The sequence below is a fragment of the Pseudomonas sp. NyZ480 genome, from assembly GCF_029537255.1.
GTDB lineage: Bacteria > Pseudomonadota > Gammaproteobacteria > Pseudomonadales > Pseudomonadaceae > Aquipseudomonas > Aquipseudomonas taiwanensis.
Genome location: NZ_CP120626.1, coordinates 1,783,217 through 1,798,957, shown reverse-complemented (window position 1 = coordinate 1,798,957; position 15,741 = coordinate 1,783,217). Strand labels below are relative to the sequence as shown.

16 protein-coding genes are annotated in these 15,741 nt (G+C 59.5%); 10 read left to right on the top strand and 6 right to left on the bottom strand.

All coding sequences use genetic code 11. The annotated features are described in order from the left end of the window. Positions 1–464 precede the first annotated feature (464 nt). The 3 genes from P3R38_RS08130 to P3R38_RS08120 all read left to right on the top strand — a co-directional run bounded on the left by P3R38_RS08130 (position 465) and on the right by P3R38_RS08120 (position 2,997). A complete protein-coding gene (locus P3R38_RS08130; RefSeq protein WP_023379605.1) occupies positions 465–1,037 on the top strand; it encodes a TetR/AcrR family transcriptional regulator in 573 nt (190 codons plus the stop codon). Next, entirely contained in the window at positions 1,034–1,990 is a 957-nt protein-coding gene (locus tag P3R38_RS08125; protein ID WP_277686982.1) for a DMT family transporter, read from the top strand. The genes P3R38_RS08130 and P3R38_RS08125 overlap by 4 nt, the downstream gene beginning before the upstream one ends. Positions 1,991–2,235: 245 nt before the next feature. Next, positions 2,236–2,997, top strand: coding sequence for a carbon-nitrogen hydrolase family protein (locus tag P3R38_RS08120; RefSeq protein WP_277686981.1), 762 nt, complete (start codon positions 2,236–2,238; stop codon positions 2,995–2,997). Between the two features lie 50 nt (positions 2,998–3,047). On the opposite strand, the gene P3R38_RS08115 is transcribed toward P3R38_RS08120, so the two are convergent. Both P3R38_RS08115 and P3R38_RS08110 read right to left on the bottom strand, forming a co-directional pair. Continuing rightward, positions 3,048–4,442, bottom strand: coding sequence for an MFS transporter (locus P3R38_RS08115; RefSeq protein ID WP_277687201.1), 1,395 nt, complete (start codon positions 4,440–4,442; stop codon positions 3,048–3,050). A 5-nt stretch (positions 4,443–4,447) separates the two neighbouring features. Then, positions 4,448–4,990 (bottom strand): hypothetical protein, encoded by a 543-nt coding sequence (locus tag P3R38_RS08110; RefSeq protein ID WP_277686980.1) that lies wholly within the window; start codon positions 4,988–4,990, stop codon positions 4,448–4,450. Positions 4,991–5,119: 129 nt separating this feature from the next. On the opposite strand from P3R38_RS08110, the gene P3R38_RS08105 reads away from it, so the two are divergent. From P3R38_RS08105 to P3R38_RS08090, 4 genes are all read left to right on the top strand, one after another. Next, a complete protein-coding gene (locus P3R38_RS08105; RefSeq protein WP_186598784.1) occupies positions 5,120–6,055 on the top strand; it encodes a LysR family transcriptional regulator in 936 nt (311 codons plus the stop codon). 326 nt (positions 6,056–6,381) lie between these two features. After that, the gene (dusA, locus tag P3R38_RS08100; protein ID WP_023379603.1) at positions 6,382–7,392 is read left to right on the top strand and encodes a tRNA dihydrouridine(20/20a) synthase DusA; all 1,011 of its coding nucleotides are present in this window, start codon (positions 6,382–6,384) and stop codon (positions 7,390–7,392) included. Between the two features lie 219 nt (positions 7,393–7,611). Then, positions 7,612–8,538, top strand: coding sequence for a transaldolase (tal, locus tag P3R38_RS08095; protein ID WP_023379602.1), 927 nt, complete (start codon positions 7,612–7,614; stop codon positions 8,536–8,538). A 118-nt stretch (positions 8,539–8,656) separates the two neighbouring features. Further along, complete coding sequence (locus P3R38_RS08090) at positions 8,657–10,528, top strand: alkaline phosphatase D family protein (protein ID WP_277686979.1); 1,872 nt, start codon at positions 8,657–8,659, stop codon at positions 10,526–10,528. A 66-nt stretch (positions 10,529–10,594) separates the two neighbouring features. Here the strand turns inward: P3R38_RS08090 and rssC are convergent, their stop codons facing one another. After that, a complete protein-coding gene (gene rssC, locus P3R38_RS08085; RefSeq protein ID WP_023379600.1) occupies positions 10,595–11,077 on the bottom strand; it encodes an anti-sigma factor antagonist RssC in 483 nt (160 codons plus the stop codon). Beyond that, positions 11,074–12,255 carry a two-component system response regulator RssB gene (gene rssB, locus P3R38_RS08080; RefSeq protein ID WP_023379599.1) on the bottom strand — a complete coding sequence of 394 codons (1,182 nt, stop codon included), beginning with the start codon at positions 12,253–12,255 and terminating at the stop codon, positions 11,074–11,076. The genes rssC and rssB overlap by 4 nt, the downstream gene beginning before the upstream one ends. A 270-nt stretch (positions 12,256–12,525) precedes the next feature. On the opposite strand from rssB, the gene P3R38_RS08075 reads away from it, so the two are divergent. Beyond that, positions 12,526–12,825 (top strand): PilZ domain-containing protein, encoded by a 300-nt coding sequence (locus P3R38_RS08075; RefSeq protein WP_023379598.1) that lies wholly within the window; start codon positions 12,526–12,528, stop codon positions 12,823–12,825. A gap of 58 nt (positions 12,826–12,883) precedes the next feature. On the opposite strand, the gene P3R38_RS08070 is transcribed toward P3R38_RS08075, so the two are convergent. Then, the gene (locus tag P3R38_RS08070) at positions 12,884–13,591 is read right to left on the bottom strand and encodes a VacJ family lipoprotein (RefSeq protein ID WP_027906774.1); all 708 of its coding nucleotides are present in this window, start codon (positions 13,589–13,591) and stop codon (positions 12,884–12,886) included. 190 nt (positions 13,592–13,781) lie between these two features. On the opposite strand from P3R38_RS08070, the gene P3R38_RS08065 reads away from it, so the two are divergent. Both P3R38_RS08065 and P3R38_RS08060 read left to right on the top strand, forming a co-directional pair. Beyond that, positions 13,782–14,345 (top strand): phosphonoacetaldehyde phosphonohydrolase-related protein, encoded by a 564-nt coding sequence (locus tag P3R38_RS08065; RefSeq protein ID WP_277686978.1) that lies wholly within the window; start codon positions 13,782–13,784, stop codon positions 14,343–14,345. A gap of 123 nt (positions 14,346–14,468) precedes the next feature. Then, positions 14,469–14,732: a DUF4404 family protein gene (locus P3R38_RS08060; protein WP_015269548.1), complete on the top strand. Its 264-nt coding sequence runs from the start codon at positions 14,469–14,471 to the stop codon at positions 14,730–14,732. Between the two features lie 70 nt (positions 14,733–14,802). Here P3R38_RS08060 and queF read toward each other — a convergent pair whose 3' ends face one another. Next, positions 14,803–15,633 carry an NADPH-dependent 7-cyano-7-deazaguanine reductase QueF gene (gene queF / locus P3R38_RS08055; protein ID WP_023379595.1) on the bottom strand — a complete coding sequence of 277 codons (831 nt, stop codon included), beginning with the start codon at positions 15,631–15,633 and terminating at the stop codon, positions 14,803–14,805. Positions 15,634–15,741 lie beyond the last annotated feature (108 nt).

The following is a 15,741-nucleotide window of genomic DNA, read 5'->3' as shown; positions in this document are numbered from 1 at the left end:
TGTCGGCAGCCTCCTTGCCCAAGGCCGTGCGTCTGCGCGCACTGGACTCCGGGGCATCCAACAAGCATGGCACTTGTAGGGCCAAGAAGGTGCGTGGGAGCGACCAGGCGCATCCTGAAACCGACGTGAAGGGTTGGCAGCTGCGTGCGCTTGTCGCAGTGGCCATACACGCCCACCGGGATGCCCATCGCTCAACGATAAACCCCGGCGCAAGTTATTGCGTCAGCACCACAACCGTGCCAGGGTCGCGAAGCGCCTTGTCCGCCTCGGTGGGCTGTCTTCAGTGCGCGATTCAGTCGGCGAAGCTAGCGCTTCCTGCAGACGCGGGCGCAGGTGACAGCCTCATCAAGATCAGTTCGCAGGCCGGTGTCGCTGGTACGTCGAGAGTGGTCGCTTCTGCGCCCAATCAATCCTTACCGGTCGGTATAGTCGAATCACCGCCCAATATGCGAAGGCCAACCGCCATGGAAGAAACTCGCCAGCGACTTATCCACGCCGCCCTGGAGCTATTTCTGAGCCAAGGACTACATGTCACCGGCGTAGCGGCCATCGCTGCGCGGGCCGGTGTCACCAAGATGACGCTTTACGGCCACTTTCCATCCAAGGATTCGCTGATCGTTGCATGCCTGGAGGAGCGTGATCGCATCTGGCGAGCGAGAGTCGAGCAACTGCGCAACGACTTGCCCGATCCCCTGGAGGCGCTTCTGGCGTTCTTCGATCTCTATCAGGGCTACGTCGAGCGCGACAGTCATCGCGGCTGCCTGTTCGTCAACAGTGCTGCCGAGTTTTCCTCATTCAGTCACCCGGTATTCCTTGCTGCGGAGCGGCACAAAGCGGGGGTGCGCGAGCAATTGGTTTCGCTGGCCAGGCTGGCGAAGTTCAACGCCCCACAGCAAATCGCCGATAGCCTGTTTCTGCTGCTGGAGGGTAGCTTTGTGAGTGCCGCGCACGGCAATTGCGCGGCGGTTTTCAATACGGCACGACAAATGGCCAGACAATGGCTGCATTGCCAACCTCACACAGAGCAGTGCACATGAAAGTTGGATTGATCGCGGCCATCGCAGCCACTTTTTCCTGGTCGTTGCTCTATTTGTTGCCGAGCCTGATCGGGGAGTACAGCACCTTTGACCTAGCGGTGGTTAGCTACGCGTTTGCCGGCCTGGGGGCGCTCATTGTGCTGGTTCGGTTCCGTCGACAAGTGACGACGCTGACACTTGGCGATTGGCTGACGGTCGGCCTGCTCGGCTTTCTGGGCTACATCGGCTATTTCTTCCTGATCACCAGTGCCGTTATCGCAGCTGGGCCGGTGATTCCACCGGTGATGCTAGGTTGTGTGCCCATCGTCCTGGCCATCGCCGGAAACCTGCACAGCCAGGTGATTCCTTGGCGTAGCATCGCCGCCCCACTGCTGCTGGGCGCGTTGGGTATCATCATGGTCAATGCCAGCAGTTTCGAGCGCGCCAATGGGCAAGCCTCGCAGCCCGCTGTCATGGTGCTGGTGGGCATCTTGCTTTCCCTGCTGGCGATTGGATTCTGGACTGCCTTCGGCTTGCTGAACGAGCGCGCGCTCCGGACAAGACCGGGCATGGATCCGCTGTTCTGGTCGGCACTGCTTATCCTGACGTGCAGCATCGAAATGGTCGCACTCCTACCCGTGGGGCTCTACCTGAAACTGTCCAGTTTCGTAAGCCACAGCGGCGCTCTCGACGGAACCTCGGCGGTGCTTCTCTGCGGACTGGTACAGGGGTTGGCAGCAACCCTCGGCGGTGCCTGGGCTTGGTCCATCGCAACGCGAAGCATTCCTCTGGCGTTAGGCGGGCAATTGATTGCCAGCGAAACGCTTTACGCCACTACCTTCGGTCTTCTCATCCAGCAGCGTTGGCCATCGCCATTGGAAGCGCTGGGGACGGCAACCCTATTCCTCGGGGTTACCGTGGCGATCGGGCAGTTCTATCGTGCTGATCAACGTCATCGCCAAGGCAGCAGGTAAACCTTCAGGATCTCGCGGTAAGAGTCGGAAGCGGACCTTACCGATTGCCCTTTCCTCTTCCTAAGATTGAATGACCCGGACTGGAAAGCGACGCAAGTTGAGGAAAACTGGGCTCGATTGCATCACCGTACCGTGTGGCTAATACACTTTAAAGAAGCGTATTCGCCATGTATCTTGCCTCCTGCCGTGCGCTTATGGCGCCTGAACGGCGGCCAATTAGGGTTTTGCTCGTCTGGGAGATATCTATGTCGTCGCCAATCTTTGCAGCAGCTCAGTGCGCCGTTCAAGCTGGCGATCTCAATGGCAACCTAGCCATGCACATGGCGTTCATGCGACAAGCACACGAGCATGGGGTGAGGTTTCTACTGTTCCCCGAGTTATCGCTTACGGGATACGAACCCTCCTTGGCTGATGGCTTGGCGCAAAATATCGATACCCCGCTAATTTCTCCCTTGCGAAACGTTGCACGGGAAACCTGCATGACCACTGTAGTCGGTTTGCCGTTACGCCTAGCGGGCCATGAAAAGCCTTTAATTGCGTCCTTCGTACTGCACAGAGACGGTTCAGTGACTGCCTATACCAAGCAGCATTTACACGTTGGCGAAGAGCAATATTTTAGTGCGGGTAATGGCGGTGAATTGTTGTCTATCGCGGACGTATCCATAGCCTTGTCTGTGTGTGCTGACTTCAGCCGAGCGGAACACCCATCACATGCAGCGAAGCAGGGTGCACACCTGTATGCCACAAGCGTACTCATCGGGGAAGCTGGCTATCCGCACGATAGCTCGCTTCTGCAGGCATACGCCGAGCAACACGGCATGGCGGTACTGATGGCCAATCATGGCGGCCCGACTGGCGGGTGGGCCGCCGCGGGCCTGAGCGCGTTTTGGGATGAGCAGGGTCACTGCGTTGCGTCCACCGGTAGTACAGGGAATCGCTTACTGGTCGTCTCGAAATGTCTCGATCGCTGGCAGGGTTTTGAAACGCAAGTATCCTTTACACGCTAAATTCGTTAATGCGTTTTGCCATAGTTGAGTGAACGCCGCACGAAATTTAACTATCCGACCTCATCAAATATCTCGGGTGCCACCTTGAGGTGTCGCAAGCTCAGCAAGGCCGACATCAGCACCAAGATGGCGCCAATCGCAATACCCGTCCTAGAGGCCTGTTCGATAGACTCTAGGTTAAACAACATACCCATTATCACCGCCCCGCTCGTCTGACCAACCAATCGCGCAGTACCTTGCAGCCCGCCCATTGCACCGCTCCTCTGCACTGGCGCGCCCAAGAACATATTGCGATTGTTCGCAACATTAAACACGCTGAATCCGAACCCACATGAAACTACGCAGGGTATTAGCAACCAGGTTACGCCACGGTCAACTAAGGACATAATGAAAAGCCCAGCAGCAAGCCCCATTCCACCAAACAGACACAGTTTTGCCGTGGAGACTCTATCTGCAAGTGCTCCGGAAAATGGAGCCATGACGGCGACGCTCAGCGGCCATGCCGCCATCAATCCGCTCACCACCCAATTACTCAGACCAAGGCTCTTTTGAAGAAAGAATGGCAGGGCGACCATCCCGACAGTCTGCCCCGAAAAGCAAAATATCGAAGACATAACCGACACACGCAAGCGGTAATGCTTAAGCAAGTCTATCGGAACTAATGGCGCGGCATTCGCCCGTTCCCTTTTAACCAGCATCCACATCTGCACAACAGAAAACACAAGCAACAGAGCACCCGCTATCGGCCTGCTCGCCAACACACCTAGCGCAGCGATGAGGGCTGCAAAGACTCCGACACTCCACAACATACTGAACAGATCAAGCGGATCATCTTTCTTCGTGGAAGGCGGTAGACAGACGGTTGCAAGCAACACCACTGCCACCACTGGAAGTGTGACGCTGAAGAGCCAAGACCACTGGGCGACTGAAATTATGGCAGTGCCGATGAAAGGACCCGCGGCCGATGAAAATGCAACAACTGATGCATTCCAGCCTATGGCGGCTCCAAGTCTCTGATGACTCACAATGCTGCGCAACAGTGCCATCCCCAATGCCATTATGGCGGCTCCGCCAATGCCCTGCAGCAAACGGGCAGCAACCAGCCAGCCAAGCGTAGGCGCTAGTGCACATGCCAAGCTACTGGCGGCAAACAAACCCAGGCCCCACGTGAACACACCGCGATAACCGAATTTTTCTCCGAGCGCCGCACAGGGCAACATCGCTATCAGCAAACCTGCTTGATAGGCCGTCAATATCCAGGTGGCATCAGCGGGAGATACCCGCAGTTCCAAGGCCATTGCCGGGAGCGCTACTGTAGCCATCGCGGTGTTCATAACCACCAACATCATTCCGGCCAGTACGGCGCCGACCGCTATTTTCGATGCTGGTGGCGGCGTGTTGTGTGGTCCGGCCACAGGCGGCATCAAGTCGTATGAGCCTGACATCTTCTTCACTGCCGCGTCTCTGGGACCCAATTTCCAGCTTGCTCTACATACCGAGTCATCCGTCGCGCCTCCTTGTCTTCTTTCTTAAGATCGCGATCGGTCAAGCGGAATATCAATGCTTGGCTTCCTAGACAGCGCGTATCGTGGATATCTCCGGGCAAGTACACTTGACTCTCTCCGGCATGGATCACTGTCGAGCCACGTTTGATGGGCTTTACATCACCATTTTGGTCTTCGATCCTGGCATATGTACCCACCTCTACCGCGCCATGCTGCACGGCGTAGATGGCCCAGCCCCTGCCATGGTCATGAGGCTGACGGTAAAGTCCAGCCGGCTCCGTATAGGCCAGCAGAATGAACCCATGTTCCGGGTCCCGATAAAGCTCTTTTTGAACTGCCGCTTCCAAGTGAAGCAAAGCGAGCCATTGCTCAGAGCAGTCAGCGTTGACCAGGTCGTCCAATTGTTGCTGGCAGGCCGCGACAAGCTCGGTACTCATCGGCCCCCATGAAGATCTTACGTTGCTGACGAATCTTTCAAGCGTACTCATACAGACTCTCCCAATCGGTTTCTGCTCGCCATTCCACTCTAGGGAGCACCGTTGGTTTGCGGAAGACGCCATACCTGCATTCTAATAGTGCATACGACGCCATACCTCCCTTGAACGAGCGACTTCCACATGACTGCTCCCGATTTGAATCTGCTCATCACCCTCGAAGCCGTATTGGCAGAGGGCAGTGTGGCTCGAGCTGCGAAGCGTCTGCGCCTCAGCCCTTCGGCGATGAGTCGTGCGCTTGCGCGTTTGCGGGAGACGACGGGCGATCCGTTATTGGTGAGAGCGGGTCGTGGCCTTGTCCCCACACCCAGGGCAATAGAGCTTCGTGACAGGGTGAGCCAGTTAGTGAGCGAAGCACAGTCAGTTCTGCGTCCTTCGAAAAAACTCGACCTGCAGAGGCTGGAGCGCACGTTCAGACTCAGGACGAGCGAGGGATTTGTAGAATGTTTCGGGCCAGAACTCATTGCCCGTGTTGCCGACCAAGCCCCACATGTGCGTTTATGTTTCATGCAGAAGCCTGACAAAGACAGCAAGGCATTGCGCGAAGGTGCCGTTGATCTCGAAACAGGTGTGATAGAGACCTCTACGGCACCAGAGCTCTACTCCCAGGCGCTATTTCGAGACAATTATGTTGGGGTAGTGTGCTTATCACATCCTTTGGCTCAAGGCGTGGTTACAGCAGAGCGGTACGCGGCAGGCAAGCACATCCTGGTGTCGCGGACTGGTGCTGACAGAGGCCCCATTGACGACGCGCTTGTATCTCAGGGGTTATCGCGCAATGTGGTTACGATGGTTGCTGGCTTTTCAACCGCAGTGGGACTGGCTCGCGTGTCAGACCTAATCGCTAGCGTCCCTGCACGGCACACCACAAGCCTGCGTGAAGGCATGTACAGTTTTCCGTTGCCGGTCCCAACCGAAGCTTTTACGTTGTCGTTGCTTTGGCATCCTCGCTTCGCGGCCGATCCCGCGCATCAGTGGTTACGCACGCTGTTGAGAGAAGTCTGTTTGGACATGCAGACCGATCCGATATCGGCCTCAGGCGTGCACTCAAACTCCTGAACAATAATGCCGCTCCCTGCGCAGTGACGCTTTTTCGCGCTCGATGGCAGAGCAAAAACTCGGTTCCACCCAGAACTACCGGCAACCGCAAAGATCGGGTGTAAACCCATGCGACCTGCACACAGGCGAATGTGCGGCACTCTTGGTAAACTAGGGCACTTTCTCTTCAGGCGGGCCTGAACGGTGCAGTCGACCGCCCCGTCAGCTCCCCGCTTGCTTGGACATTGACATGTTCTGCGTTGGCACAAGCACGATCTCGGTATGGGTACGCCCTACCCTGTCGCTCTCAGCAGCCTGCAGGACGGTACACACTGCGTAGACCCAGAATGCCCCTAGAATCAGCCTCAAAGCCTCAAACCACGCGCCCTGAGCCCTCCCGCCGCTTCAGCGTTGCGCCGATGATGGATTGGACCGACCGCCACTGTCGGTTCTTCCTGCGCCTGCTGTCCAAGCACACCCTGCTCTACACCGAAATGGTCACCACCGGTGCGCTCCTTCACAACGACGCCCACCGCTTCCTGCGCCACGACGTTTCCGAGCACCCGCTGGCACTGCAACTGGGCGGTAGCGTCCCGGCCGACCTGGCCGCCTGCGCGAAACTGGCCGAGGAGGCTGGTTACGATGAGGTCAATCTGAACGTCGGCTGCCCGAGCGACCGGGTGCAGAACAACATGATCGGTGCCTGCCTGATGGCGCATCCCGCGCTGGTGGCCGATTGCGTCAAGGCCATGCGAGATGCCGTATCGACTCCGGTCACGGTCAAGCATCGCATCGGCATCAATGGCCGCGACAGTTATGCCGAACTGTGCGATTTCGTCGGGCAGGTACGCGAGGCCGGTTGCCGTAGCTTTACCGTGCATGCGCGTATCGCCATCCTCGAAGGGTTGTCGCCCAAGGAAAACCGCGAAATCCCGCCGCTGCGCTACGACGTTGCCGCGCAGTTGAAAGCGGACTTCCCCGACCTGGAAATCGTGCTCAACGGAGGCATCAAGACCCTGGACGAGTGCCAGACGCACCTTGAGACCTTCGATGGCGTGATGCTGGGGCGCGAGGCGTATCACAATCCGTACCTGCTGGCCGAGGTGGACCAACGCCTGTTCGGCAGCGAAGCGCCGGCGGTAAGCCGTAGCCAGGCACTGGAGACGCTGCGACCGTACATCGTTGCGCATCTGCAAAGCGGGGGCGCAATGCATCACATCACCCGGCATATCCTCGGGCTTGGCCAGGGCTTCCCGGGGGCGCGGCGGTTCCGGCAGTTGCTGTCGGCGGATATTCATAAAGCGCCTGAACCGTTGGTGGTGTTCGACCAGGCGGCGGAGTTGCTGCAGGGGCGGTGACACGCCAGTCAGCGCCTTGCTGCCGACAAGCCGTCTTTTACGGGGACGGGATTGCAAAGCGACGCCAAGGAACCTCTGGCTCGGTTGCGACTCGAACGCTCACCTTTAAAGCCCGCGCCCACAGGGATTCGCGGTGTTCGCCCGAGCAGCGTCGGCAGGCCTTGAGCAGCTGCCGGGGCTCGGGTAATGTCGAGTAAATGCACAGGACAGAGCACGCCCATGACCTCCAAGCTGGAACAACTCAAGCAGTTCACCACCGTGGTCGCCGACACCGGGGACCTGGATGCCATCACTCGCCTCAAGCCAGTCGATGCCACCACCAACCCGTCGCTGCTGCTCAAGGCAGCCGCCATCCCTGGCTATGCCGACCTGCTCAAGCAGGTGAAAGCCGACGCCAAGGGTAATGTCGACCTGGCGTGCGACAAGTTCGCCGTGGCCGTGGGCGCGGGCATTCTCAAGGTCATCCCTGGGCGCATCTCCACCGAAGTCGATGCCCGTCTGTCGTTCGATGAACCGGCGCTGCTGAACAAAGCTCGCCAACTGATCGCCCTTTACGAAGCCGCCGGTGTGAGCAAAGACCGCGTGCTGATCAAGCTAGCCTCCACGTGGGAGGGTATCCGCGCCGCCGAGAAGCTGGAAAAGGAAGGTATCCAGACCAACCTGACCTTGCTGTTCTCCTTCGCCCAGGCCCAGGCCTGCGCCGATGCCGGGGTGTTCCTGATCTCGCCTTTCGTAGGCCGTATCTACGACTGGTACAAGAAGAGTACCGGCCAGGAATATGTCGGCGCCGAGGACCCGGGCGTGCAGTCGGTCACCCGCATCTACAACTACTACAAGGCCAATGGCTACAACACCGTGGTCATGGGCGCCAGCTTCCGCAACATCGGCCAGATCGAGCAGTTGGCAGGGTGTGATCGCCTGACCATCAGCCCTGAACTTCTGCAGCAGTTGAGCGATGATCAAGGGCAATTGCCACGCATACTCAAGCCGGGTAATGCCGGTGAGGCCAAGCAGGTACTGAACGAAAGCCAATTCCGCTGGGCGATGAACGAAGATGCCATGGGCACCGAGAAACTCGCCGAAGGCATCCGTCAGTTCGCGCGGGATCAGGAGAAACTGGAAAAACTGATGGCTGAAAAAGCCTGATACATACCGGGTTTGCCTGACGGGCGGGAAGTGTTCACATTTTCCGCCCGTTTTATTTTGCACCGTCCGTTAGACGCTGGCTTGCCAGCGTAGGGCCTTTTAGCCACCAGAGCTGTCAATGACACCCTCCTCCTCTTTGCCGCTCGTTCTCGCAGGCCCAGTATTGCGCCGCCTGGAGCCCCAGCGCCTGGCCATCTGGCTCGCCTGCACGCAACCGCTGCAACCCGAATTCACCCTGGACTGCCCTGGCATCACGCCAAGGACCGATTGCCAGGTCATCCCAGTGGGCAAACACGCCTACCTGCACCTGCTGGACATCCATTTCGCGCAGCCCCTGCCCTGCAACGTCGAGCTTCAATACGATGTGCTTCTCGGCGGCCGAGGCATTGCCGACTGGGCCGAGCACCTGCTTTACCCCGGCCAGCGGCGCCCCAACTTCGTGCTGCGCGAACGCCTTGACCAGCTACTACACGGCTCTTGCCGCAAACCGCATCACCCCGCCACCGATGGCCTGTTATGTGCCGATCGCCTGCTGCAGCAATGCCAACAGCCTGAACAACGTCCGGCGCTGCTGTTGATGACTGGCGATCAGGTCTATGCCGACGATGTGGCCGGCCCGATGCTGCGGGCCATCCATGCACTGATCGCACGCCTGGGCCTGCTCGATGAAACCTTGGACGGCGCCCTGGTCAGCGACAGCGCCGCACTCTACAAGCACCCCGCCTGCTACTACCACCGTGCGGACTTGCTGCCGGCGCAGGAGCGCAACGAAACCCTGCGCGAGCGTTTCTTCGGTGGCAAACGCAAGCCGATCTTCTCCTCCAGCAATGCCGACAATCACCTGGTGACCTTCGCCGAGGTCATGGCCATGTACCTGCTGGTATGGTCGCCCACGCCCTGGCAACTGGCCGACCTGACCATGCCGCAAGGGCTGAACCCCCAACGCCAGGGTCGGTACCACAAAGAGTTGCCGCTGATCGAGGCCTTTGCCGTCAACCTGGCTCCGGTGGCCCGGGTGATGGCGCACCTGCCGTGCTTGATGATCTTCGACGACCACGACATCACAGATGACTGGAACCTGTCGGCACAATGGGAAGAAACCGCCTACGGCCACCCCTTCTCGCGGCGGATCATCGGCAATGCGCTATTGGGCTACCTGCTGTGCCAGGCCTGGGGCAATGACCCCGATGGCTGCAAAGCGCTGGTCGGGCAAGTCGGCGCGCTGGCCGAAACCGCGTCGGGTAGCCAGGTGCAGGATGAACTGATCGGCGAGCTACTGCGCTTTCAGGGCTGGCAATTCAACCTCCCCACCAACCCGCCTCTGCTGGTGCTGGACACCCGCACCCGACGCTGGCGCAGCGAAAGCAACCTGGCCAAGCCCTCCGGCCTGTTGGATTGGGAAGCACTGTGCGAGCTGCAGCAGGCGCTGCTCGACCATCCTTCCGCCATCATCGTGTCACCTGCACCGATTTTCGGGGTGAAGCTGATCGAGACCGTGCAGAGGGTGTTCAGTTGGCTGGGCTACCCGCTGCTGGTAGATGCCGAAAACTGGATGGCCCACCGGGGTGCAGCGCAGGTGATCCTGAACATCTTCCGCCACTCGCGCACACCGGGGCATTACGTGATCCTGTCGGGGGATGTGCACTATTCGTTCGTCTACGAAGTTCTGATTCGCCATCGTCAGCGCAGCCCGCACCTGTGGCAGATCACCAGCAGCGGCATCAAGAACGAATTCCCCAAACGCCTGCTGGCGGTGCTCGACCGGCTGAACCGCTGGCTGTACGCGCCACGCTCGCCGCTCAACTGGTTCACCAAGCGTCGGGAGATGGAAGTGATACCGCGCACGCCCAGCCATGCCGATGCAGGCGAACGGCTATGGAACAGCGCGGGGCTCGGACAGGTATTCTTCGATGAACAGGGGCGGCCAGCGCGGGTGTTCCAGTTGAATGCCGCCGGTGGAACGGCGACGGAGTTCATGCGACGGGCGTGAGCTTTGGCTTGGATTCACTGGCGCCTTCGCGGGTGAACCCGCGAAGGCAGCGATGCAGAGGTGGGATCAGGTCCGCTCCAGCGCATTTACCAGGTCGTGGAAGGCTTCGCGATTGGAGTCGTTCAACCCCATCAGGATTTTGTGCGCCTCCAGCACCTTGGAGCGCACCACGTCCTCGCTCTGGTCCTGGGATGGCAAGTCGGTCAGGCATTCCGGGCACGGCACCGGACGATCGACGATGTTGAACACCTGATCGAAACCCATCGACTGCAAAAGACGCGAAATGTCCGGGTTGGTGGTGACCACGGTCGGCAACAGGCCAACCTTCTGCCGCGACAGAATCGACAACTTGGCCAACAGGCCCAAGGTAGTGCTGTCGATGCTTTCGGTCTCGGTCAGGTCGATGACGATGGCCGAGAAGTTCAGCGCGGTGAAGATCTTCTCGATCGTCGCATCCAGCGCCGAACACAGGGTCAGGCGCACTTCACCGACAAATTTCAGTACAAAGGTACCGCTTTGCTCGGCGAACTGGATTCTACCGGTACTCATTGAAGGTTCCTGCTCAACACCAATAGGGCGATATCATCCGGCATCTCCCCAAGCGTAGCCAATCCAAATCGTTGGCGCAGCCCATCCAGGCTACCACCCGCTGTCTTGACGATGTCCGGCAAGGCAGCTTCTTTATCTTTGAGCGTGTCTCCCGGCAAAAGGTCCAGAATGCCATCGGACATCAGGCTCAGGCTGAACTGCGGCGGCAGCTCGATCACCTGGTCCTGATAGGTGGCCTCGTCGAACAGGCCCACCGGCAAACCACGGCCTTCCAAGTAACGCGCCTGGCCCGGGGTATACAACACCGGTAGCGGCAGGTGACCACCAACGGCGTAGGTCAGCAGGCCGGTTTCCTCGTCGATCACCCCGCCCACCATTGTGACATGCTTGCCCAGCTTACAGTTGATCAGCCCACGATTGATGTGGCTGAGCACTTCCGAAGGCTTGAACTCACGATTCCTGTTGCGTTTTAGCTCGAACAGCAGCCGTGTGGTCATGAACTTGAGCAACACGGTGACGAAGGCCGACGACGCACCGTGTCCGGAGACATCGGCCAGGTAGAAGGCAATGCGTCGGTCATCCACGCGGAAGTAGTCGGCGAAATCGCCAGACAGGTACAGCGACGGGATGATCTGGTGTTCGAACACGAACTCGCCGGCGCCCCAGGGGCTTTCCGGCAGCATGTTCATCTGCACCTGACGGCCGGCGGTCTGGTCTTCCTGCAACAAGTGCAGGCTGGCCTCGAGCTCACGGTTGGCCGCTTCGAGCTTCTCGCGGTAACGCTGGTTCTCCAGCACCAGCCGCGAACGATCGAGCGCTCGGCGTACCGAGTGCTCGAGCACCGCCAGATCTTCCAGCGGCTTTATCAGGTAATCGGCCGCACCCAGGCGCAGGGCCTCGACGGCATCGCTCATCACCCCGGCTCCGGACACCACGATGACCGGCAACTGCGGCGCGCGCTCGCTGACCTGGCGGATCAGTTCGAGGCCGCCCATCTGCGGCATGCGCAGATCGCAGATCACGAGGTCGGGCTGGTGTTCTTCGAAGACCTGGAGCCCCTGCTGGCCATTGCTGGCCTGAAGGACGCTGAAGCCACTGTCTTCCAGATAGGCGGCGAGGCTCGCACGGACCACGTCGTCGTCATCGATGATCAGCAGCGTTGCACTGGTTTTCTGCATGTGGGCGAACGGCGCCGGTTTGGGTTGGTGAAGCGGTGTCATCAAGACTGACAGCCGACTACAGGGATACTCGGTGGTAACACTCTCTTTGAGTTGTAGGACAAGAAAACTGACCCAGCAACTGGCGGAGGTACCTCGTAAGGCGCAGACGGTACTCCCATCCGCCAGGCGTTTCAAGCACAGCTAGGTCGACGCCCCTGCTCTTTACAGGGCAAATCACCGGGAGTTATAAGAAAGCCGACCCGTGCAACCCGATGGGAAGGATGCAGCATGCCCCAGACGCCCACCAGCCACAGCGAAAAACGTGATTTCATCCGCATGCGCATCGATACCGAGGTCAGCCTGCTACATGCCGGCCAGGTGATCGCGGCGGTATGCCTCGACCTGTCCAGCGGTGGCATGCAGGTACAAGCCGCGCAGCACTTCAAGGTGGGCGATCGACTCGAAGTGCGCATCGACTCCGACCATCCGGCACTCAGGGGACTGCACGCCAGCACCGAGGTCGTGTGGATCGCCGACCAGCCCACTGGGCAGCAGAAACTTGGCCTGCGTATCCTGGCCATGCATTGAACACGCATGGCATACGAAAAAGGCGACCCTGAGGTCGCCTTTTTCGCACCAATGTGAATCAGAAGTCGTCTTCGACTTCGCCATCCTTGACCTTGAACTCGCGGTTCTGCAGGTAGGCATTGCGAATGAAGATGTACTTGTCACCCTGAATCAGCTTTTCCGCCGACAGCAGATTAGCGCGGGTATCGATCACGTCCAAAGCGAAGATCGAGTTGCGGGTCGGTACATGGTCCATGTAGCGGTAGGGCTTGGTGTAGGTGTCCGGGTACTTGGACAGGCCGTCACGTACCGTGCTGGGGCCCAGCAGCGGGATCACCACATACGGACCGCTGCTCACGCCCCAGTAGCCCAGGGTCTGGCCGAAGTCTTCATCGTTGCGCTGCAGGCCCATCTTGGTGCCCACATCGAAGAAGCCACCAAGGCCGAAGGTGGTGTTGACGATCAAGCGCGCGGTGTCGATGCCGGCAGCACGGGGCTTGAGTTGAAGCACATCGTTGACCAGGTTGGTCACATCGCCCAGGTTCTGGAAGACATTGTGGATACCATCTTCGAGGAACTGCGGGGTAATGGCCTGGTAGCCCTTGGCCAAGGGCTTGAGTGCATACGTGTCGACGGTGTCGTTGAACCTGAAGATCGGACGGTTGACCGCCTCCCAAGGGTCCTCCTCGGTGGCTGCCTGGGTAGCTGCCACGGGCGCCAGCAGCAAGCTGGCACAGACACAAGCCTGGGTGACCCGCTCGATCACACCGGCACCGATCCTACGCATAGATGTTTCTCCATCGATTTTCTCGGCCGCAGCCACGCTCAGTGCGCTGCAAATAAGCCGCCAGTATAAAGGCTTGCGGGTTGAGAAACAGCTTTACACATTTTTGCTCAATATTTTGTGAACATCTGTTGCTGGTCATTGGGCCGTAACATTCGCGCCCTAGCCTGCGGACTATTTCAGGGACGTTGCCATGCATGATGCACCTGCCTTCACCGCTGTGCTGTTCGGCCTGCGCAATTGCCTGGTACAGGCTCGAAACGGCAGCCCCCTGCCCGCCCCTGGCGCGCTCGATGCCCTGGCCGGCTTGCGGCGCCGGCAAGTGCCATGCATCTGGCTCGATGAGCAGAGCGTAGCCCAGAGCAAGCACCTGGCCAGTGTGCTTCCGCAATGGCTGCCTGGCCATGGGGCCAATGGCGCGCAATGGCCTGCACCGAATGCCTGCTGGCAGGCGCTGATGTGCCTGGGTAGCCCGCGCCTGGAAGGCTGCGTACTGGTCAGCGGTGAACCCCGGCTGCTGCAATCAGGCCTCAACGCCGGCCTGTGGACCGTCGGCCTGGCTGCTTGCAGCCCATCCTGCGACCTTGCCTCCAGCGATTGGCAAGCCATGAGCCTGCACGAGCAGGAACTGGCCCGCGGTAGGGCGACCCTGGCATTGTTCGACCTTGGCGTGCACTCGGTCATCGACCACCTCGAAGCGCTGGACACCTGCCTGGTCGACATCGCCCAGCGCCGACGCAAAGGCGAAAAACCCTGATACAGCACCGTTGATGCGGGTCATGCAAAGCGTGGGCAAGTGGATTACGCTTGAAGACAGGCGAGAACCTTTGCCCCGTCGCCGAGGTCCATGCCTTGCCAAGCCATTGATGGAGAACAACCAATGCCTGCCCGCGAATTGCAAGAGCGACTGAACAGCCTGCGCGAGCAACTGGATCGAAACGTGCCGCTTTCGGATGAGGAACTGGCCGCCCTGCATGAAGAGGCGCGACAGATCGAGGCGCAGTTGAAGCTTGAGGAAGCGACACCAGACCACAACCTGGTGGATGGAGTGAATCTGGCGATCGAGCGTTTCGAGGCCGATCACCCGGATCTGACCGCGACCCTGCGCAGTATCGCCAACTCGCTGCACAGTATGGGTATCTGAAGAAGCGAGGGCCGCTGCGCGGCCCATCGCCGGCAAACCGGCTCCACCAGGGCGTAAAGCAGTCCTAGACTTACTGACGCACCAACCGCAGGTTCTGCGGACTGACCGGACCCGTGCTGCGATACGGGTTGATGTCCAGCCCGCCCCGGCGCACATAGCGCGCATAGACCGTCAGATGCTCAGGCTCGAGCAGATGCTTCAGGTCAAGGTAGATCCGCTCCACACACTGCTCGTGGAAGTCAGCATGCTGGCGGAAGCTGATCAGATAAGTGAGCAGGCTGGCATGATCCAGCGCCTTGCCCTTGTATTCGACCACCACGCTGCCCCAGTCAGGCTGGCCGGTCACCGGGCAGTTGGATTTGAGCAAATGACTGTGTAGCGTCTCCTCCACCACCCGGTCAGGGTCACAATGCAACAGTTCCGGCTGGGGCTGCTCGTAGTTGTGGATAGCGACATCCAGCGCATCGATGCACTGCCCAGGCAACGCCACCACGCCTTGCGCCTCGACTTCGGCCAAGGTGCGCACCTGCACACCCACCGGTTTGCCGGCGGCAGCGGAGAGGTCTTTCACCAGGCACGCCTGCAACTGGGCAATCGACTCGAATACCGTCTGGTTCAACGAGTTGAGGTACAACTTGAACGACTTGGACTCGATGATGTTCGGTGAATCGGCCGCAATGGCGAACTCGCCAATCGCTACCACCGGCTTGCCCGACGGCAGCAGCCAGGACAGCTCGAAGCAGTTCCAGAAATCCACACCTTGCCATGGCAGCGTCTGGGCGGTTACGCCCAACTCGGCCCACTTGGCGGTACGCGGAATCGGAAACAGCAGCGAAGGGGTATAGGTGGCAATGTATTCGCTGGACTTGCCCAGCGGGGAATGTTCGGCGGCGGGATGCATGGAAACTGACCTGAAGGTTCGAAATGCCCCTAGTCTACCGTTTTTGCGCCTCGCCTTGGGGCTCTTGTCACTCGATGGCCGACGACCTGACGGGAACAGGAAGCAATG

Excerpts from the sequence above, each read along its gene's own strand:
- P3R38_RS08105 (WP_186598784.1), top strand. The coding sequence starts at position 5,120 with ATGACTGCTCCCGATTTGAATCTGCTCATCACCCTCGAAGCCGTATTG.
- dusA (WP_023379603.1), top strand. The coding sequence starts at position 6,382 with ATGCCCCTAGAATCAGCCTCAAAGCCTCAAACCACGCGCCCTGAGCCC.
- P3R38_RS08130 (WP_023379605.1), top strand. The coding sequence starts at position 465 with ATGGAAGAAACTCGCCAGCGACTTATCCACGCCGCCCTGGAGCTATTT.
- queF (WP_023379595.1), bottom strand. The coding sequence starts at position 15,633 with ATGCATCCCGCCGCCGAACATTCCCCGCTGGGCAAGTCCAGCGAATAC.
- P3R38_RS08070 (WP_027906774.1), bottom strand. The coding sequence starts at position 13,591 with ATGCGTAGGATCGGTGCCGGTGTGATCGAGCGGGTCACCCAGGCTTGT.
- P3R38_RS08120 (WP_277686981.1), top strand. The coding sequence starts at position 2,236 with ATGTCGTCGCCAATCTTTGCAGCAGCTCAGTGCGCCGTTCAAGCTGGC.
- P3R38_RS08065 (WP_277686978.1), top strand. The coding sequence starts at position 13,782 with ATGCATGATGCACCTGCCTTCACCGCTGTGCTGTTCGGCCTGCGCAAT.
- P3R38_RS08125 (WP_277686982.1), top strand. The coding sequence starts at position 1,034 with ATGAAAGTTGGATTGATCGCGGCCATCGCAGCCACTTTTTCCTGGTCG.
- rssB (WP_023379599.1), bottom strand. The coding sequence starts at position 12,255 with ATGCAGAAAACCAGTGCAACGCTGCTGATCATCGATGACGACGACGTG.
- P3R38_RS08060 (WP_015269548.1), top strand. The coding sequence starts at position 14,469 with ATGCCTGCCCGCGAATTGCAAGAGCGACTGAACAGCCTGCGCGAGCAA.
- rssC (WP_023379600.1), bottom strand. The coding sequence starts at position 11,077 with ATGAGTACCGGTAGAATCCAGTTCGCCGAGCAAAGCGGTACCTTTGTA.
- P3R38_RS08110 (WP_277686980.1), bottom strand. The coding sequence starts at position 4,990 with ATGAGTACGCTTGAAAGATTCGTCAGCAACGTAAGATCTTCATGGGGG.
- P3R38_RS08090 (WP_277686979.1), top strand. The coding sequence starts at position 8,657 with ATGACACCCTCCTCCTCTTTGCCGCTCGTTCTCGCAGGCCCAGTATTG.
- tal (WP_023379602.1), top strand. The coding sequence starts at position 7,612 with ATGACCTCCAAGCTGGAACAACTCAAGCAGTTCACCACCGTGGTCGCC.
- P3R38_RS08075 (WP_023379598.1), top strand. The coding sequence starts at position 12,526 with ATGCCCCAGACGCCCACCAGCCACAGCGAAAAACGTGATTTCATCCGC.
- P3R38_RS08115 (WP_277687201.1), bottom strand. The coding sequence starts at position 4,442 with ATGTCAGGCTCATACGACTTGATGCCGCCTGTGGCCGGACCACACAAC.